Annotated in this window: 18 protein-coding genes and 1 pseudogene; 6 read left to right on the top strand and 13 right to left on the bottom strand. The window is 70.2% G+C overall.

The genetic code is table 11. The features are described 5' to 3' along the window. The first annotated feature begins 71 nt into the window (after positions 1-71). Positions 72-638 carry an NUDIX domain-containing protein gene (locus ACGFNN_RS17320; protein ID WP_393557084.1) on the top strand — a complete coding sequence of 189 codons (567 nt, stop codon included), beginning with the start codon at positions 72-74 and terminating at the stop codon, positions 636-638. Positions 639-776: 138 nt separating this feature from the next. Beyond that, positions 777-869 (top strand): annotated as a pseudogene (locus ACGFNN_RS17315) (IS5/IS1182 family transposase); the annotation flags it as partial. Positions 870-1,031: 162 nt separating this feature from the next. Here ACGFNN_RS17315 and ACGFNN_RS17310 read toward each other — a convergent pair. Continuing rightward, positions 1,032-1,637: a hypothetical protein gene (locus ACGFNN_RS17310; protein ID WP_393556683.1), complete on the bottom strand. Its 606-nt coding sequence runs from the start codon at positions 1,635-1,637 to the stop codon at positions 1,032-1,034. A 167-nt stretch (positions 1,638-1,804) separates the two neighbouring features. Between ACGFNN_RS17310 and ACGFNN_RS17305 the strand changes: the two genes are divergently transcribed. Beyond that, the gene (locus ACGFNN_RS17305; protein ID WP_393556681.1) at positions 1,805-2,983 is read left to right on the top strand and encodes a helix-turn-helix domain-containing protein; all 1,179 of its coding nucleotides are present in this window, start codon (positions 1,805-1,807) and stop codon (positions 2,981-2,983) included. A 235-nt stretch (positions 2,984-3,218) separates the two neighbouring features. On the opposite strand, the gene ACGFNN_RS17300 is transcribed toward ACGFNN_RS17305, so the two are convergent. From ACGFNN_RS17300 to ACGFNN_RS17270, 7 genes are all read right to left on the bottom strand, one after another. Then, complete coding sequence (locus tag ACGFNN_RS17300; protein WP_393556679.1) at positions 3,219-5,045, bottom strand: glycoside hydrolase family 3 protein; 1,827 nt, start codon at positions 5,043-5,045, stop codon at positions 3,219-3,221. 204 nt (positions 5,046-5,249) lie between these two features. Next, a complete protein-coding gene (locus ACGFNN_RS17295) occupies positions 5,250-5,783 on the bottom strand; it encodes an SRPBCC family protein (protein ID WP_393556677.1) in 534 nt (177 codons plus the stop codon). Positions 5,784-6,083: 300 nt separating this feature from the next. Next, on the bottom strand, positions 6,084-6,956 hold the full coding sequence (locus ACGFNN_RS17290; protein ID WP_362544852.1) for an amino acid ABC transporter permease: 873 nt from the start codon (positions 6,954-6,956) through the stop codon (positions 6,084-6,086). Beyond that, positions 6,953-7,597: an amino acid ABC transporter permease gene (locus tag ACGFNN_RS17285; protein ID WP_393556675.1), complete on the bottom strand. Its 645-nt coding sequence runs from the start codon at positions 7,595-7,597 to the stop codon at positions 6,953-6,955. Before ACGFNN_RS17285 ends, ACGFNN_RS17290 begins: the two co-directional genes overlap by 4 nt. 16 nt (positions 7,598-7,613) lie before the next feature. Then, complete coding sequence (locus ACGFNN_RS17280; RefSeq protein WP_393556673.1) at positions 7,614-8,528, bottom strand: glutamate ABC transporter substrate-binding protein; 915 nt, start codon at positions 8,526-8,528, stop codon at positions 7,614-7,616. A gap of 10 nt (positions 8,529-8,538) precedes the next feature. Then, complete coding sequence (locus tag ACGFNN_RS17275) at positions 8,539-9,282, bottom strand: amino acid ABC transporter ATP-binding protein (protein ID WP_365088985.1); 744 nt, start codon at positions 9,280-9,282, stop codon at positions 8,539-8,541. A 102-nt stretch (positions 9,283-9,384) separates the two neighbouring features. Further along, positions 9,385-9,846: a DUF6278 family protein gene (locus ACGFNN_RS17270; RefSeq protein ID WP_362544861.1), complete on the bottom strand. Its 462-nt coding sequence runs from the start codon at positions 9,844-9,846 to the stop codon at positions 9,385-9,387. 107 nt (positions 9,847-9,953) lie between these two features. Here ACGFNN_RS17270 and ACGFNN_RS17265 point away from each other — a divergent pair, with 107 nt between their 5' ends. After that, complete coding sequence (locus tag ACGFNN_RS17265; RefSeq protein WP_393556670.1) at positions 9,954-10,733, top strand: SDR family NAD(P)-dependent oxidoreductase; 780 nt, start codon at positions 9,954-9,956, stop codon at positions 10,731-10,733. A 307-nt stretch (positions 10,734-11,040) separates the two neighbouring features. Here the strand turns inward: ACGFNN_RS17265 and ACGFNN_RS17260 are convergent, their stop codons facing one another. The 4 genes from ACGFNN_RS17260 to ACGFNN_RS17245 form a co-directional block, all read right to left on the bottom strand. After that, positions 11,041-11,820, bottom strand: a complete 780-nt coding sequence (locus ACGFNN_RS17260) for an exodeoxyribonuclease III (RefSeq protein ID WP_393556668.1) — start codon at positions 11,818-11,820, stop codon at positions 11,041-11,043. Between the two features lie 34 nt (positions 11,821-11,854). Then, entirely contained in the window at positions 11,855-12,502 is a 648-nt protein-coding gene (locus tag ACGFNN_RS17255) for an MBL fold metallo-hydrolase (RefSeq protein WP_393556666.1), read from the bottom strand. Between the two features lie 12 nt (positions 12,503-12,514). Further along, positions 12,515-13,798: an alpha/beta fold hydrolase gene (locus ACGFNN_RS17250; protein ID WP_393556665.1), complete on the bottom strand. Its 1,284-nt coding sequence runs from the start codon at positions 13,796-13,798 to the stop codon at positions 12,515-12,517. A gap of 308 nt (positions 13,799-14,106) precedes the next feature. Further along, positions 14,107-15,348 (bottom strand): FAD-dependent monooxygenase, encoded by a 1,242-nt coding sequence (locus tag ACGFNN_RS17245; protein ID WP_393556663.1) that lies wholly within the window; start codon positions 15,346-15,348, stop codon positions 14,107-14,109. Between the two features lie 79 nt (positions 15,349-15,427). On the opposite strand from ACGFNN_RS17245, the gene ACGFNN_RS17240 reads away from it, so the two are divergent. Next, positions 15,428-16,009 (top strand): TetR/AcrR family transcriptional regulator C-terminal domain-containing protein, encoded by a 582-nt coding sequence (locus ACGFNN_RS17240; protein WP_393557082.1) that lies wholly within the window; start codon positions 15,428-15,430, stop codon positions 16,007-16,009. Positions 16,010-16,185: 176 nt separating this feature from the next. Here ACGFNN_RS17240 and ACGFNN_RS17235 read toward each other — a convergent pair whose 3' ends face one another. Next, positions 16,186-17,205 carry a LacI family DNA-binding transcriptional regulator gene (locus ACGFNN_RS17235; protein WP_393556661.1) on the bottom strand — a complete coding sequence of 340 codons (1,020 nt, stop codon included), beginning with the start codon at positions 17,203-17,205 and terminating at the stop codon, positions 16,186-16,188. A gap of 114 nt (positions 17,206-17,319) precedes the next feature. Between ACGFNN_RS17235 and ACGFNN_RS17230 the strand changes: the two genes are divergently transcribed. Next, complete coding sequence (locus ACGFNN_RS17230; RefSeq protein ID WP_393556660.1) at positions 17,320-18,174, top strand: phytanoyl-CoA dioxygenase family protein; 855 nt, start codon at positions 17,320-17,322, stop codon at positions 18,172-18,174. Positions 18,175-18,401 lie beyond the last annotated feature (227 nt).

The raw sequence follows: 18,401 nt of genomic DNA, 5'->3' as shown, positions 1-18,401 counted from the left end.
GCGTGATCAGCATTGCCGCTTCCCTGCTGGTGGGGCGAACACAAGCACCGCCGATGACGGACGATGCCGGGATGGCCAAGCCCAGAGCCCGTGTCGCCGCGTACGTGATCCGACATCGCCCCGACCCTGAACTGCTGGTGTTCGATCACATCGGTATGCCGGAGGCAGGCACTCAGGTCCCGGCCGGAGGAATCGAATCAGGCGAAGGGCCGGAGGAGGCGGTTCTTCGCGAGATCGCCGAGGAGACCGGTCTGCTCACAGCAACCGCGGTCCGGCAGATCGCCGTTGAGAACAGAGCTCACCCTGACACCGGACAGCCACGAAGAGCCCGCTTCGTCCACCTCCAGGCACCCGCGGACACCGCCGACGAGTGGGAGCACCACGTCCTCGGCGAAGGAGACGACGCCGGCCTCGCCTTTGCCTGCCGGTACCTCCCACTGCCTTCGAAGCAACCGCTGGCTGACGGACAGGACGCAGGTGGGGGAAGCGGACGGAAAGGGCAGGGAAGATGGTGCGCAGCTCCACGCGGGCGAGGTTGGCGTCCAGGCACACCCGCATGCCGTGGCCGAAGGCCGGCGCGCCTCGTATGGGCAGTTCGCGCTGATCGGGCGGCTCGGGCTCCGGCAAGATCTTCGTAGCCGTAGGTCATCTTGACGCGGGTGTCGCCCGGTCACGTTCGTTTCAGGTGGTACAGGTTGGGAGCGTCTGGATCCCCGGCAAGGCAGCAGGGCTGAAGCCCTTCCTCGGTCCGATCCATGCCGAACTCCCAGGACACCCTCGGCATCGACGTCGTTGTCACCCGTCGCGACCTTGCCCAGAAGGACTTCACGGTGATTCCGCGGCGCTGGGTCGTCGAGCGGACCTTCGGCTGACTCGTACACCACCGCCGCCTCGCCAGGAGGGTGCAGGCGATGCTGGTGAAGGCCAGGAAGTGGTCGCCGCCGGCGGAGCAGGTGGACTCGACGGCGGCGCGCCCGGGTTCCGGCCGCGCCGCTGTCGAGCTGTGGTCAGCCTTCGAGGGAACCCCCGGGTCAGTGGAGCTTGTTGACGGCGGTCTTCGTCGTGGTGCGGAAAGCGGTCAGCGGGGCGTCCTCGAGGTCGCCCATCTGGCCCCAGCGGACGAGGGTGACGGTGCGGCCGTCGCGGCCGACGGAGAACAGGTGGATGTCGGAGATGCCGATCTGCGGGTCGGCGGTGTCCAGGCTGTAGACCCAGGCGCCCTCCTCGACGGCGAGCTTGCCGTGGGCGGCGCTGACGGCCTGCAGGCCCGGGTTCTGCTGCTCCAGCAGGGGGCCGCAGCCGGCGAGGGCCCCGCGGAGGGTGTCGACCAGCTTCACGGCGTCGGCCTCGGTACGGGCGACGGTGGTGACCTGGACGCCGTTGGTGTCGAGCTCGGTGCTGAACTCGCGGTAGCGGGTGTTCTGGGTCGGGATCTTGTACGGGGCGCAGAGAACGCCGCCGTTCTCCGGGACGCCGGTGAAGACCTGGGTGGCGGTCCACGGCGTCGACGACGGCGGCATCTGGGAGGCGGCCAGGAAGGCGGGCTGGGCAGCGGCCTGCGCCGGGGCTGTGGCGAGGGCCGCGAGGCCCAGTGCCGCAGCGGCTGCGGTGGCGAGTGCGGTGCGGAGCTTGTTCATGGTGGTGGATCCCCCGTCGGGTCGTTCGTTCGGTCAGTGCTCAACCAGCGTGGGGCCGGCGCCCGCCGGCTGCAACGATCACGCGCCCACCAGCCGTCCCGGAACCATTCCACCTCCGCTGACGTGCCAGGCCGTGAAGGATGGGATGCAGGGTCGAGGGGGATGGAATGCCGAAGGACGCCGCCGTCGAGGAGTTCGCGGGGCTCGTGTGCGCGCTGAAGGCGCGGGACGGGAGGAGTTACGAGGCGCTGGGCCGGCGGCTGAGCGTCAGCGCGTCCACCCTCCACCGCTACTGCTCGGGCGCGACCGTCCCGGAGGAGTTCGCCGTGGTCGACCGCCTCGCCCTGCTGTGCGGGGCGGACGAGGAGGAACGGCGGGCCCTGGAGGCGGCCTGGACGGAGGCGGACCGCGCCCGCCGCCGAGCGGCCTCGCCCACGCCGGTGCCGGCCTTGTCGGCCACGCCGGAACCGGGCCCCGGCCCCGCCCCGGGCCCGACCGCGCCGGACCCGCCCGCCGCGGATCCGTCCGCGCCGGAGGCGCCCCGCCCCCGCCGTAGCGCCCCCGCTCCCCTCCTCGTCGCCGCCGCCGTCGCCCTCGTCCTGCTCGCCCTCGCCGCCACCCTGCTCGGCGGCCACCGCACCCGTACGGCTTCCGCCCCCGCTCCCGCTTCCACCGCTCCGGGGCGGACCGCGGCCCCCCTCCCCTTCACCTGGAGCATCGGTTCCCAGCTCTGGGAGGGCGGCTGCGGGCACACCTACCTCGTGGACCGGGCCCCCCGCGCGGTCGCCCCGCCGCCGGTCGCGGCCGACTCCGGGGCGTGGGCCGGGACGCACGGTGCCGTGCACGGCGGGGAGGCGCTGGTGCGGATCACGGTCCAGGGCCGGTCCCCGTCCGACGCCGTCGTCCTCCATGCCCTGCACGTGCGCGTGGTCGACCGCGCCGCGCCGCTGCCGTGGAACGCGTACCGGATGGACAACGGCTGCGGCGGTGCCGTCACCCCGCGCCACTTCGCCGTGGACCTCGACCGGCCGCGCCCGCTCGCGAGGCCCGTCGACGGCCTTGACGCCTCCGGCGCCGAGGTTCGGAAGATCCCGGCCGTCTCCTTCCCGTACAAAGTCACCTCCTCCGACCCCGAAGAGCTGCTGGTCTCCGCGCGGACGACGGGATGCGACTGCCGCTGGTACCTGGAGCTGGAGTGGAGCGCCGGGGGCGGTACGGGGACGGTGCGGATCACGGACGGCGGGAAGCCGTTCCGCACGAGCGGGACCAGGGGGAGGCCGGCGTACGTGCACGACTCCGCCGAAGGGCGCTGGATCACAGACTCGGACTCCGGACAGACCGGGTGACCGATGAGTAACTTCTACTGACACAGGCTCAGCAAGGGGCTCGTACCTGCGAGTTCGCCCCACTTTTAGCCCTCAGGTGGGCCGAGTCGAGCACGGCCCGGGACAGGTCGAGCAGTCCGGCGCCGTCCAAGCGGCGCAGGATCTCCTCGTGCAGCCGGGCTCAGACGCCGGCCCGTGCCCGCTCCCGAACCGGAAGCGTGCACGGGCGCCGGAACGCGGTGCGGGGACCCCTGTGTCAGTCGTGGTACGACAGACCGTGTCCGGCGGCGAAGAGGATCTCGGCCGGATCGTCGGCCCGCTGGACGGGCACAGGCAGCTTGCCACGCGGATCGACCCGCCCCGCGATCACCCGCGCGGCAGCACGCAGTTCGACCTCGGTCCAGCAGTAGGACGCCAGCGATGCCCGCACCGGGCCGAGTTGGGCGATGTCGTAAGGATTGCGCACCGCGAGGTGGACCACGGGTACGCCGGTCGACAACAGCCGGGAGACCAAAGTGCGCTGCGCGCTGGTGGCACCGACGTTGTCCGTGGTGACCACCACCGCGTCCCGGCCCCGCGCGGCCGCCACGGCCGCGTCGATCGTCGCCGCGTCCGGTGTCCGGCCGGTTGCCAGGTGGGTGGTGCTGTAGCCCAGTTCACCGAAGGCCTCGGCCAGCACGGGCACCGTGGTGCGGGTGCTGTCGGTCGGGAACGCCGGGCTTGCGCCCACGACGAGCAGCCTCCTCCGGCCGGAGCGCAGGGGGAGCGTGCGGTCCTTGTTGACCAGCAGGGTCGTGGTGCGCTCGGCGATGCGGGAGGCGGCGAGCCGGTGCAGGCGGGCACCGACGACCCGGTCGACCTCCTTCGGGGAGACGTAGGGGCTGCCTGTGAGCAGGCCTGCCTTGTCCTTGATCCGCAGGATGCGGAGAACCGACTCGTCGAGGCGGTCCTCGGTGATCTCCCCGCTGCGGACCGCGGCGAGGACGCCGTTGTACGCGACGTCGATGTCGGGCGGGAACAGCAACTGGTCGGCACCGGCCTTGAGGGCGAGGACGGGCACCCTGTCGTCGCCGTACTTGGTCCGCACACCGGCCATGTTGAGGGCGTCCGTGACGATCACGCCGTCGAAGCCGAGTTCGTCGCGCAGCACGCCCTGGAGGATCGCGGGCGACAGGGTGGCCGGGTCGTTGCTGGGATCCAGCGAGGGGACCTGGAGGTGCGCGGTCATGATCGAGTCGACCCCGGCGGCGATCGCGGCCTTGAACGGCGGGGCGTCGACGCGGTCCCACTCCTCCCGGGTGTGGGTGATGACGGGCAGCCCGGTGTGACTGTCCTGCCCTGTGTCCCCGTGACCTGGGAAGTGCTTGGCGCAGGCGATGATCCCGGCGCGCTGATAACCCGTCACCTGCGCCGCCACCATGCGGCTCACGTCGCGCGGGTCGGCACCGAACGAGCGGACGTTGATGACGGGGTTGGCCGGATTGACGTTGACGTCGGCCACCGGGGCGAAGTTCTGATGGATGCCCAGGGCGGCGAGTTCGGTGCCCGAGATGAGACCGGCGGCGTAGGCGTCGGCGAGCGAGCGTCCCGCTCCGAGCGCCATCGCGCCGGGAAGCTGGGTCGCACCGCTGCCGATGCGGACGTTGGCCCCGTGTTCCTGGTCGATGGAGACAAGCGACGGGATCGGTGTCGGCAGGGCGAGCGAGGCACGCTGCACACCGTTGGTCAGTTCCGCGACCTGGTGAGGGTCCTGGATGTTGTTCGCCCAGCCGGAGAAGTAGATGACACCGCCGATGTGGTACTTGGCGATGAGTTCGGCCACGGTTCGGACGCCGAGTTCCGCGAGGTTGCGGTCCTGGTCCGTCTGGCTGGGAGAGGTCGCCGACGTGCCGTAGAAGTAGGGGACGAACAGCTGGCCGATCTTGGCCTCGGTACTCATCCGGCCGATGATCTTCTTGAGGCGGTCGTCGCGCCGGTGTGCGACGGCCGGGGTGGCTGCCGCGCCGAGCACTCCTGTCGCACCCGCGGCGACGACGGTTGCCGAGGCGAGAACGGTCCGTCGGGACAGATTCCGGTCCTGCATGCGGACATGCTCCTTCCAGCCTTGCCCATCAAGGGGATTTAAGGAACGCGAAGGACTCCGAACAGCGCGAAACGTAGCCGCCGGATCACGTACAGGGCAATAGGTCTAGACAAAATAGGTCTAGACAAGAAGACTGCGGTCACACACGGGATGGTCTCCTCACTCGAAGGAGCCCGACGCCGACGGCCGGCAAGGGGCGCGGCCTCAGTTCGGACCGGTCTCCACCGTGTCCTTGATGCCCCTCAGCGTCGCTTCCATGCCCTTGCCCAACTCGTCGAGCCGGTAGGCGATGATCGCTTCCTCGTGCTCAGGCGTCTTCTCGATGTAGGCGTTCAGACCACTGCGGCCCGGCCCGACGGTGACCGTCTGGGTCAGCAGAACTCCGTCCGCCTCGGGCTCCAGGGTGAACGACCAGGTCGCCATGCGGCTCTCCGTGGTCGCGGCCGGCTCTCCGTAGCGCCCCTCGGCGTCGAGGACACACCAGACCAGAATCCGGCCAGGCTCGCACTCGGTGAAGTGCGCGACGGTCCTCCACTCCCCGTTCACGGGGTGCTCGTTGTGCCCGACGTAACGGGCCCCCTTCGCCGGGGCGCCGGCACCGTCCTGCCACTCCACCCGAACAAGCTCCGGGCTCCAACGGGCCATGGCCTCGACATCGGCCAGGATCTCCCAGACCCGTTCCGGCCCTGCGGCGATCCTGATCCGACGTGCCGTGCTGGGCCCTTCGGTGTATCGCATATCCGCTCCCCCGGCGGGGCGGACACCCGCCGCCCCTGTCCTCCGATGGTACGACCCGGCCCCGCCGGGCGCGGTTGGTCGGCGGTTCCTCGCGCACGGGTGCGGGGTGGTCCCACGCCTCCTCCAGGACGTGGGACCACCCCGCACCGCGGCGGACTGTCCGGTTGAGCCCCCTCACTCTCCATGGCCCTGTTCCGGCCGACACGCAGCTGACCTTCTCCCCCGCCGCCGGGCTCCGGCATCCGGCCGTGTCCGTCGCGGGGAGTGATCACCGGCTGCCGCCGTACCGGCGGGCCGGCTCTACTGCGGCCGCCCCGGCAGCACCGTTCCCGGCTCCGCGGTGGCGACTCCCGTTCCCTCCGTCTTCGGGTTACGCCGCTGCCGCCTGGCCACCCAGGTGGCGAACCACGAGAGCAGCATGCACATCCCGATGTAGATGGGCGAGATCACCATGACCACCGGGATGAACGGCAGGTCGTAGTCGAGGTTCGACGCGATCAGCTTCCCCGCGTGGAGGAACTCCTCGTAGGTGATCAGATATCCCAGGGAGGTGTCCTTCAGGGCCACCACCAACTGGCTGATGATGGTGGGCAGCATCGCGCGGACCGCCTGGGGGGCGAGCACGAAGGTGGTGACCTGGGTCTTGCGCATGCCCAGCGCGTACGCGGCCTCGCGCTGCCCCCGTTCCACGGAGTTGATCCCGGTCCGGAAGACCTCGGCGAGCACGGACCCGTTGTACAGGGTCAGACCCGCCACCAGGGCCGGCAACGGCTGGACCTTGAGCGCGACGAAGATGAAGAAGATCATCACCAGCACCGGCATCGCCCGGAAGAACTCGACCAGCACGGTCGCGACCCAGCGGACGGGCCGGTGGTCGGAGAGCCGCCCGACCGCCAGGACCGCGCCGAGGGCGAGGGAGAGGACCGCCGCGTAGGCGAAAGCCTTGAGGGTGTTGCCGAGACCGCGCAGCAGCAGTTCCTGGATACCCACGTAGGTGAAGGGCGTCCACTTGGCGCTGGTGAACTGGTCGGTGTCGAAGAGCAGATAGAGGATCCAGGCGAACAGGCCGAGGATCACGGCTGTCGAGATGACACCGTAGAGGAGGTGGCGCTTGCGGGTGGCGGGCCCCGGGATGTCGTAGAGCGCGGTGGCGGTTGCGGTGGAATGGGTCATCGGGCGACTCCCCAGCGCTTCTCCAGGAAGTTGAAGAGAGCGCTGATCGCGAGGGTGATGATCAGATAGCCGACGGCGATCCATACGAAGGACCAGATGATGCTGTAACCGAGTTCGTTGAGCGTCTTGTACGTCCCGAGGAGTTCGGTGACGCTGAAGGCTCCCGCGATCGCCGAGTTCTTGGCGAGTGCGATGAGCGTGGACCCCACGGGCGGGATGACCGACCGGAAGGCCTGCGGGAGGACCACGCTGCCCAGCGACTGGCTGAAGGACATGCCGAGACTGCGGGCCGCCTCCCCCTGCCCGGTGGGCACCGTGTTGATGCCCGACCGCAGCGCCTCGCAGATGAAGGCGGACGTGTAGCAGCCGAGCGCGATGACGGCGAAGACCTGGAAGGGAAGGATCAGACCGAAGCGCGGCAGACCCAGGAGCACGGCGAAGAAGAGCAGCGTCAGCGGTGTGTTGCGGAGCACCGTGACCCAGACCGTGCCGATCACCCGGAGCGAACCGACCGGTGCGACCCGGAAGGACGCCATGACGAAGCCGAGCACCAGCGCCAGGATCGAGGCGTAGACGGTGAGTTCGAGAGTGCCGAGGAAACCCTTGCCGTAGAGCGAGAAGTTGTCTGTCAGTACGTCCATGGTGGTGGCCGGCCCCTCAGTTCGCCGGGTAGCGGTCGATGGGCGGGGGTTTCGGCGCGGGGACTCCGGACAGCCCGAGGGTCGCCTCGAACGCCTTCTTCCAGTTGCCGTTCTTCTCGTTCGCCTCCAGGGCGTCATCGAGGGCGGCGCGCAGCGCGTTGTCGCTGCGCGGCACTCCGATCCCGTACGGCTCCTCGGAGAAGGGCTTGCCGACCACCTTCATCTCGTCCGGAGCCTTGGCCGCGAATCCGAGCAGGATCGCGTCGTCCGTGGTGACGGCGTCGACCTGGAAGGTCAGGAGGTTGTCGACGCAGATCGAGTACGTGTCGTAGGCGACCAGGTCGGCGTCGGGGAAGTCGGCGGCGATCCGCTGGTACGGGGTGGAACCCGCGGCCGAGCAGACCGTCTTGCCCGCGAGGTCCTGGGGGCCGTGGATGTCGTTCTCATCCGTGCGGACGAGCAGTCCCTGGCCCGCCATGTAGTAGGGACCGGCGAAGCCGACGAGCTTCTTGCGCATGTCGTTGATCGTGTACGTGCCGACGTAGTAGTCGATCTGCCCGTTCTGGAGTGCCGTCTCGCGGTTGGCGGAGGCGATGGTCCGGAAGCGGATCGTCTTCGGTTCGAAGCCGAGCGAGGCCGCCATCATGCGGGCGATCTCGATGTCGAACCCCGAGTAGATCCCGGTGGCCGGGTCCTTCTCCCCGAGGTAGGGCTGGTCCTCCTTGACCCCGACGACGAGGTAGCCGCGCTTCTTCGCCTTCGCCCAGGTCCGGGACTCCGGTAGCCGGAAATCCGTGTCCACGGTGTACTGGGGCAGCTCTCCGGCCTTGGGCCCCTTGACCGGCGGACTGCCCTCCCTGCCGCAGCCGGCGGCGAGCGCGACGGCCAGGAGGCAGGCCAGCAGGGCCACGATGTTCTTGGTGCGCACCACGATGCCCCCGTCAGTGCTTCAGGATCTTGGACAGGAAGTCCTTGGCACGGTCGCTCTCCGGGGAGGTGAAGAAGTCCTCCGGGGTGCGGTCCTCCACGATGCGGCCGTCGGCCATGAAGACCACCCGGTTCGCCGCGGACCGCGCGAAGCCCATCTCGTGGGTGACGACCACCATGGTCATTCCCTCGCGGGCGAGCTGCTGCATCACCTCGAGGACCTCGTTGATCATCTCCGGGTCCAGGGCGGAGGTCGGCTCGTCGAAGAGGAGAGCCTTGGGGTCCATGGCGAGGGCGCGCGCGATCGCGACACGCTGCTGCTGGCCGCCGGAGAGCTGGGCGGGGTACTTGTCCGCCTGGGAGGCGAGACCGACTCGCTCCAGCAGTTGCCTGGACCGCTGGTCGGCCTCGTCCTTCTTGCGCTTGCGGACCTTGAGCTGGGCCAGCGAGACGTTCGCCAGGACCGTCTTGTGGGCGAACAGGTTGAACGACTGGAAGACCATGCCGACTTCGGCCCGCAGTTCGGCGAGGCCCTTCCCCTCCTCGGGGAGCGGCTTCCCGTCGATGGTGATGCGGCCCGACTCGATCGTCTCGAGTCTGTTGATGGTCCGGCACAGGGTGGACTTCCCCGACCCCGAAGGTCCGATGACCACCACCACCTCCCCGCGGCCGACGGTGAGATTGATGTTCTGCAGTACGTGCAACGTCCCGAAGTGCTTGTTGACGTCCCGCAGTTCGATCAACGGATCGACGGCCATTCGCTGCCCTACCCACTTATCGCTTTGTGTCGAGGTCAGCGCAAACTATCCGTGGCGGACACACAGGCCGGGGCGACACGCACCGGTGGCCCATAAGGCTGTTTATCGCGCTTTGGCCTCCGGCCCGCTCTCCGCGGACTCGGCGTACATCTCGGAGAGCTCGGGGCTGCCGGACATCGCCCAGTCGAGGCCTGCGGCGACCACGTCGATCTCACGGCCGGACGCCAGGCGCACCACGGGCTTGCCGCCCGCCAGGATGTCCCATGCGGCACCGGGGACCGTGCGCACCAGCACCGTTCCCAGGTAGAGACCGGCGTCGTTGCCCACCCAGGGGAGTTCCTCCGGGTCGTCGCGCCAGATCGGCGGCAACTGGTCGAGCTCCGACAACGACGCTGGTGTGTCGTCGAGTTCGAGCCCGCAGTCCCCGGCCCGGGCCCGCAGCAGCTCACATTCCGCGAACAGCTCGGCCACGCCGTCCGGGTCGGTCTCGACGGCCTCGGCGAGAGCCGCCTCCCGCGTACCGCCCACGCGCTTACGCCAGTTGTCCAGGAAGGGGAAGTTCATACCATCAGGATCGCACTTCGAGGGCGCTCCGCATCGCAGGGCACGCGACTGTGCCGGCTCCGAGACCCGCCCCGTACATGATCCGGCCATCTGAATAAGGTACGGGAATGACACCGCAGAACTACCTCTCCGAACTCTTCTCGCTGGAAGGCCGGGTGGCCCTGGTGACCGGCGGCAGCTCCGGTATCGGCCGGGCCATCGCCGGTGCGCTCGCCCACGCCGGGGCGGCCGTGGTGGTCGTGGCTCGCGGGCAGGTGGAGTTGGAGCGGACCGTGGGCGAACTCACCGCGGAGGGCTGCCGGGCGGCCTGGGTGAGCGCCGACCTCGGGAGCGGTGACGGCGTCCGTACGGCAGGTGACGAGGCGGCCGCCGCGTTCGGTGAGCCGGACATCCTCGTCAACTGCGCGGGCGTCAACCTCCGTCCGCCGATGAACGAGCTCGACGAGGAGGTGTGGGACACCACCATGACGGTGAACCTCAAGGCGCCACATCTGCTGAGCAGCCGTTTCGGTCCCGGGATGGCCGAACGCGGCTTCGGCCGGATCATCCACATCACCTCGCAGCAGGCCCACCGGGCGTTCGTGCAGAGTGGCGCGTACGGGGTCTCCAAGGGGGCCCTGGAGTCCCTGGCCCGCTCGCAGGCCGAGGCGTGGTCCCCGCACGGCGTCACCTGCAACACCCTGGTGCCCGGATTCGTGATGACACCGCTCAACCAGCGGCTGTCGTCGGACCCGGAGCGGGTGGCGGCGCTGGCGGCCCGCACCATGGTGGGGCGCAACGGCCTGGCCGAGGACTTCGCGGGCGCCGCGGTGTTCCTGGCGAGCGACGCCTCGGCCTATGTGACCGGGCAGTCGTTGTTCGTGGACGGCGGTTTCTCGGTCCACTGAACGCGCGATGCCGCCCCTCGGAGGGGCGGCATCGTGAGTGCCCGAGATCGGTTCGGCGACGGGAACGGTGCTGGGCCCATGCCCAAAGACCGGTCTGCGCCGGACCACCAGGAATCGAACCTGAAGTATCCGTCACCTGCGCACCGGGCGTCGGCGGTCACCTTAGCCGCCGACGCCCGGCACCCGCTCTTCATTTCCCGTTCCACCGCCACGGGGCCTTCCGCGGGGCGGAAGGCTCCTCTCGCGGCCCCGACGGATGGCCGGGGCTGCCTCGTCGGCACGGGCTCAAGCGGAAGACCGGTGTCGGTCACACGTCCAGGTCGACGACTACGGGGGCGTGGTCGGAGGCTCCCTTGCCCTTGCGCTCCTCGCGGTCGACGTAGCTGTCCTTGACCGCGGCCGCGAAGGGGGCGTTGCCGTAGACGAGGTCGATGCGCATGCCCCTGTTCTTGGGGAAGGCCAGCTGGCGGTAGTCCCAGTAGGAGTACGGGCGGTCGTACTTGAGCGGGCGCGGCACCACGTCCGAGAGTCCCGTCCCGCGCAGCGCGGCGAGCGCGTCGCGCTCGGCGGGGGTGACGTGCGTGGCACCCTCGAAGACGGCCGGATCCCAGACGTCCTCGTCGGTGGGCGCGATGTTGTAGTCACCGAGGACGGCGAACGGCCGCTCTCCGGCGGCGTCCTCCGCCACGGCCTCCTTCAGCGCCTCGAGCCAGCGCAGCTTGTAGGCGTAGTGGTCGTGGGCGACCTCACGGCCGTTGGGCACGTAGACCGACCAGACGCGCGCTCCCCCGCATGTCGCCGAGACGGCCCTCGGCTCCTGGACGCCCTCGTACTCCGGACCGCCGGGCAGTCCCGTGACGACGTCCTCGATGCCCACGCGGGAGAGCAGCGCCACGCCGTTCCACCGGCCCGTGGCGTTGACCGCCGACTCGTATCCCGCCTCACGGAGCGCTTCGGCGGGGAACTGTTCGAGGGTGCACTTGGTCTCCTGGAGGCAGAGCACATCCGTGCCGCTGCTTTCCAGCCAGGCCAGCAGCCTCGGGAGCCTGGCCGTGATCGAGTTGACGTTCCACGTGGCGATGCGCATGCCGTAAACCTAACGTCTCCCACTGACAACCGGGTCAGAGACGTGTCGCGTCCCCCGGGGTCAGCCGCCCGTGGTCGGCGCCGCCCAGGCTGCCGATCTGCGAGTCGTAGATCGGGCGGGCGAGGTCGGTGAGCAGGGCGTCGTGGATGTCGATGGCGCGGCGCGGCTTCACCTCGCGCACGTAGTCGATCACCTCCGAGATCTTGCTCCAGGGCGCCATGACCGGCAGCATCAGGGTGTCGACCGGGCGGTCGGGCACGGTGAGGGCGTCGCCGGGGTGGAAGACCGTGCCGTCCACGAGGAAGCCGATGTTGGTGATCCTCGGGATGTCCGGGTGGATCACCGCGTGCAGTTCGCCGTGCACCTGCACGTCGAGCCCGGCGGCGGTGAACGTGTCCCCGTGGCCCACCATGTGCACCCGCCCCGGGAACGCCGCCGACATCCGCTCTGCCACACTCCGCAAGGTCCACAGTTCGGCGGCGGGATTGGACTCCAGGGCCGCGCGGAGCCGCGACTCGTCGAAGTGGTCGGGGTGCTCGTGCGTCACCAGGATCGCGTCGGCGCCGAGCGCGGCGTCGTCCTCGGCGAATACTCCCGGGTCGATGACCAGCGACCGGCCGTCGCGCTCCAGACGGACGCAGGAATGGGTCTTCTTGGTGAGGGTGAGATCCGAAGCGTTCATGCCACCATCCTGCTACGCGGGCGGGGTGGTTTCCTCCTGGATCACGGACTGCGCGATCTCGAAGGCCGCGCCGGCCGCCGGGATTCCGCAGTAGACGGCGGTCTGGAGCAGCACCTCCTTGATCTCGACGGGCGTGAGGCCGTTGCGCAGGGCCGCTCGGACGTGCTGGGCGAGTCCGCCCAGGTGCCCGGACGCGACGACCGCGGTGAGCGAGACACAGCTGCGCGACCTGCGGTCGAGGCCCTCCCGGCTCCACACCTCGCCCCAGGCGTAGCGGGTCATGAGCTGCTGGTAGTCGTCGGTGAATCCGTCGGAGGCGGCGGTGGCGGTGTCGACGTGGGCGTCGCCCAGCACCTCGCGCCGGACCTTCATCCCGCGCTCGTAGAGGTCGCCCCGCCCTGCCGGTGAGGCGTCGGGCTGCTCCGCCGCGGGCGCGATCTCCGCGACGGGTACGACGGGGGCGAAGGGTGCGGCGAAGGCCTGCGCCTGCGGTGCCGGGATGGACGCCAGGGTGTCCTGCCAGGCACTCGAGAAGTGCATGAGGAGCAGATCGGTGACGGCGGCCGGCTGCTCGACCGGGGCCAGATGGGAGGCGTCGGGGACGAGGGCGAGCCGTGCGTCCGGAATGCCCGCGACCAGGTTGCGCGCCTCGGCGGGGCCGGTGACCTTGTCCTCGGCGCCGACCAGGACCAGGGTCGGGACACCGATCCGGGGCAGTTCCGCACGGATGTCGAAGGCGGCGAGCGCCTCGCAGGAGGCGATGTAGCAGCCCGGGTCGGTGGTACGGACCATCTGGACGGCCCACTCGACGATAGCCGGCTGCGCGGCGGCGAAGCCGGGGGTGAACCACCGCTCCGGGGAGGTGCGGGCGATCGGCTCCAGGCCGTTGGTGCGGACGATCACCCCACGCTGCCGGAACTCGTCCGCGGTCCCGAAGCGGGGCGAGGCGGCCACGAGCGCGAGGGCGGCGACCCGGTGGGGATGGCGCAGCGCGAGGTCGGCTCCGACGGCGCCGCCGATCGAACATCCCACGTACCCGAACCGCTGGACACCGACGCTGTCCAGCGTGGCGAGAAGGCGGTCGGCCAGATCCTGGACGGCTGCCGCGGGCCGGGCGGGGGCTCCACCGTGCCCGGGCAGGTCGTAGCGGAAGATCCGCCAGTGCTGCGAGAGCTCGGGTATCTGGCGGTCCCACATATGCCATGTGGTACCGAGGGAGGGACCCAGGATCAGGACAGGTGCGTCCTCCGGCCCGTCGAAGCGGTATTGCAGGGTGTTCGGTGGTGTCTCGCTCACTCGCCCGAGCCTCTCACGTCCCGCAGAACCTCACGCAGCCGGGGGAATCCTGTGACCTGATGCATCCGCGGCTCAGCTTGTCGAGCACTGCCGACGGCACTCGGAGCGGAGCGCGCCCCATCCCCAACTGGCCGCCGAACCCCGAACGGCCACGACTTGCGGGACAGCCTTCAGTTGTCGGTTGCCGCCCGTTGACGATCTTCCGGTTCGGGTGGAGGGCACGCTCTGTTGCGGCCGCGGCACGGGCAGCAGCCCGCCGGACCACCCCGACTTCCGACGCGCCGTCGCCCGTCGGCCGTCGTACCGGCTCAGGCGGCTTCGGCGTAGGCGGGCAGTTGCCAGTCGCCGCCCCGGTCCTGCTTGGACATGCGGGCGACCATATCGGGGATGTGCAGGAAGCAGGCCAAAGCTGTGACGTTCTGGAAAGCGGTGATGGCGTGCTTGTTCAACGGCATGCCCACCCGCAGGATCTTCGGATTGACCTCGCCCTGGATCTCGTCCACGAACGGGCGCAGGACCCGCTCGTAGTTCGCCAGCGCCGCCGTCAGATCACCCCGGCTGCGGTTGATCTCCCCGGCCAGGACGTAGGCGCCCACCAGGCCGCCGGAGATCCCCATCCCGCTGTAGGGGGAGGCACAGTGCGCGGCGTCCCCGGCCAGCACCACCCGGCCCGAGGACCAGCTGTCGATACGCACCTGGGCGACCTCCTGGGAGTAGAAGAACGGGCTGTCCTGCATCCCCTGGACGAACCGGTCGGTCTGCCAGCCCGCGTCCTCGAACCGGCCTGCCCAGAACCGCTGCTGCTCCTCGACGGGCGCGCGATGGATCCTGGAGGCTTCCTCGGAGTCCTCGCGCAGCACGAAGTACACCTGCGTCTCGGTCGCGTTGTGGCTGCGCCGCATGACCTGCCGGCCGCCCGGGACCATGTAGGTGTCGCGGATGTCGGTGTCGGATGCGATCCGCGGCACGAACCAGTACGCCATGTGGATGCCCACCCGCCAGTACGGGTCGAAGCCCTCGGGCAGCAGGGCCCGCCGCGTGCGCGAGCCCTGCCCGTCGGCGCCGATCAGCAGGTCGTACTCGCCGGACGTCCCGTCCGAGAAGTGCGCGGTGACCTTGTCGGAGTGCTGGTCGAAGCCGTCGACGCTCCTGCCGAAGACGTACTCGGCGTCGTCCCTCGTCGCCCGGTGCAGGATCCGCACGAGGTCACCGCGCATGATCTCGTACTCCGAGGTAAGCGTCTGACGGCCCTTGCCGGACGTGTTCGCCATGATCGTGGCCTTCGGCCTGCCCCGGGAGTCCACGAACGCCACCCCGGCCTCGTCGACCAGCTGGCTGCGCACCTCCTCGAGCAGCCCCATCCGCGCCACCGCGTCGATGCCCTGCCCCCGCAGGTCCACCTGTGCTCCCGAGGCCCGCAGCGCCGGGAACCGCTCCACCACCGTCACCTCGTGGCCGCCGCGCGAAAGCCAGAAGGCCAGCGCCTGCCCGGCGACGCCGCCGCCCGCCACCAGGATCCGCAGTGACCGTGCCACGTTCGTGCCCGCCATGACCCACCTAAAATCTATCGGTGATTGATTCCTGCTTCTCAGCGTCTTCTATCAGCGATAGATTGTCAACGTGACCAAGATGAACCGTGAGACCGTCGTCGCCGAGGCGCTCGATCTGCTGGACGAGGTGGGGCTGGAAACCGTCAGCACCCGGCGGCTGGCCAAGCGCCTGGGCGTGGAGCAGCCCTCGCTCTACTACCACTTCAAGACCAAGAAGGATCTGCTGGCCGCCATGGCGCAGGCGGCCATGACCCCGCACGCCACCGCGCCGCTGCCCCAGGCCGGACAGGACTGGCGTGCCTGGTTTCTGGACAACTCCCGCAGCTTCCGTCGCACCCTGCTGATGCACCGCGACGGCGCCCGCCTGCACGCCGGCACCATCCCTGCCGGCGACCTGGACCGCATCCGCCGCAAGATGGCCTTTCTCGTCGCCTCCGGCGTGCCCGAGCAGCCCGCACAGATGGCGATGCTGGCCTCCGGCCGCTTCACCATCGGCTGCGTACTGGAAGAACAGGCCGACACCGACGCACCGGATCCAGCGGATCTGCCCGACGACGTTCCCGCGCTCGATCACGAATCGGCGTTCGAGGCCGGCCTCGCGCTCATCCTCGGCGGCCTCGACCAGCACACCACCGCCCTGGACGCCGCGACGACCGACTGACCGGCGTCCACCTCCAGTCGAACGACGACCTCGCGCGCCGCACCACTGTCCACCGCGACGCGTTCCCCCACTTCGCCGCCTCCCTCACCACCCCCGCCGTCACCCGCACCTGGGCACGCCTCGCCGACTACAGCTCCGGCCCCGCGGCAATGCGGGAGAGCACTGGCCGGTGAGCCCTACCGCGCTGCGGTGACTGTGCTGCCGCGTACGAGAAGTCGGTGCGGGATGGTGTGGTCGACCGGAGGGACCGCGTTGCCGGGGCTGTAGATGCGGTCGGCGAGGCACTGCAGGGCGACGCGTGCGATCTGAGCCTTGTCGGGGGACACGGTGGTGAGCGTGGGGCGGCCGTAGCGGCCGTCCTCGATGTCGTCGAAGCCGACGACGGCGAGGTCGTCGGGGACGCGCACGCCCCGTTCGTGCGCCGCGTGCAACGCCCCGAGGGCGAGTTCGTCACTGAAGGCGAAGACCCCGTCCGGCGGCGCACCCGAGTCGAGCAGCGCGGTCATGACGCGGGCGCCGTCCGCGCGATGCAGGGCGTCGACCGGGCATTCCCATTCCGTGCGGGGCGCGATGCCTGCTCGGCACAGGGCGCGCCGGTAGCCCGCGGCGCGCTGGTCGGCGGTGCCGTTGCGCAGGTGGGGCTGGAGCCCGACGGCCGCGATGCGGCGGCGGCCCAGGGCGAGCAGGTGAGTGGTCGCCTCGTCGGCGGCGGCGACGTTGTCGACGGCGACCCGCTCGGCGAGGCCCTGCGGGCTGCGTTCGCCCAGGAGGACGATGGGCAACGACGGTGCGTCGGCCGTCAGTTGCGCGGGGGCCAGCGCCCACGGGCTGATGATCAGCCCGTCCATGACGCGCCCGCCGTCGCCGGTGAGGAGCCGGCGTTCGGCCTCCGCGTCGCCAAGCGTCTGGTCGATGATCACCGTCCAGGACCGGTGGCGGGCCTCGTCGACCAGCAGGCCGGCGAGTTCCGCGAAGTAGGGCGAGTGCAGCTCGGGGACGGCCAGGCCGATGATGCCGGTGCGCCCGGCCCGCAGGCTGCGCGCGGCCAGGTTGGGCCGGTAGCCGAGCTCGTCGATCGCCGCCTGGACCCGCTGCCGGGTTTCCGCCGCGACCCGCGCGGATCCGCTGACCACGTTCGACACGGTGCGGGGCGAGACCCCGGCGAGGGCGGCTACGTCTTTGAGGCTGCTGGTCACGCCGCCATCCTTCCATGCCGGTGCACGGCGGCCAGGAAGATCGACTCACCCTATTGCCACGTTGCAATCAACGTTGCAACATGAGTCGGGAAGTTCCGCTGCGAGGAGGCACACATGAGCACGCGACCCGCTCGGTCCGAGGACACCACCGCCGATCCCGGTCCGGATGTGGCCGACGACGTCGAGGCGCTGTACACGGACGGCGTCACGGCCCGGAAGGGCGCCTTCGCCCCCGCATGGGTGGACCGGCTCCGCGAGGATGTCGAGACCGCCTTCGAGGCGGCGCGGTCCCGCCCCGGAGGCGCCGTCGGACGCGGCCCGCACCGGTACTACGTCGAGATCCACCCCGAGCAACTGCGTGGCTTCGTCGAACTGGTCGACCACCCCTGGGTGCGCTCCCTCTGTACGGCGGTGCTCGGCCCGGACTACCGCATCGTCGAGCTGGGCTTCGACGTCCCGCTCGAGGGCGCGGTCAACCAGCCGTGGCACCGGGACTTCCCCATGCCCGAGGAGACCCGCGCCGAGAGGCGGCTGACCTCTCTCGCCTTCAACGTCACCTGCGTCGACACCGAGCAGGACATGGGTCCGTTCGAGATCGCCCCCGGCACCCAGTGGGACGACAGCCCGGAGTTCGACCACGGCATGTTCCCGCCACGCTCGCACTACCCGCGCTACGAGGATCGCGCCGTACGCAAGTACCCGCTGCGCGGCGACATCTCCGCACGCACGGCGCTGACCATCCACCGCGGCACGAGAAACGAGTCCGCGAAGTCCCGTCCGGTGCTGGTCCTCGGCGTCGACGGCCCGGAGGCCACCAATTCCGAGCGGCACGACACCGCCGTGACCCGCGGCTTCTGGCAGACGCTGCCCGAACGGGTCCGCCGCCACCTGGCCTGCCCCGTCGTCGACGAGCTGACGCCGATCACCCAGAAGCACACCATCGAGGGTCTGGTCATGGGGGAAGCCTGAGCGGACCGTCCAGCGTGCCCGCCAGAGGGACGTCGCCGGCGGCTCCTTCCGCAAGGCACTCGGGGAGTCCTGACGGCCCGTCGCATCCGTAGCGGCGGGGCCCGGTCAGGAGGCGGACATGTCCGATGTCCGCGGGGATCCGCCTCACCGGCCTCGACCAGGCCGGCACGCAGTCACCCTCACTCCTTTCCGATCCCGAGCCCTCCTACGCCGCGTCCCGGACCCCG

It is taken from the genome of Streptomyces sp. NPDC048590 (assembly GCF_043199535.1).
In the GTDB taxonomy this organism is placed as follows: Bacteria; Actinomycetota; Actinomycetes; order Streptomycetales; family Streptomycetaceae; genus Streptomyces.
Note: the sequence above shows the minus strand (reverse complement) of the source record. Positions and strands in the feature narration are given on the sequence as shown.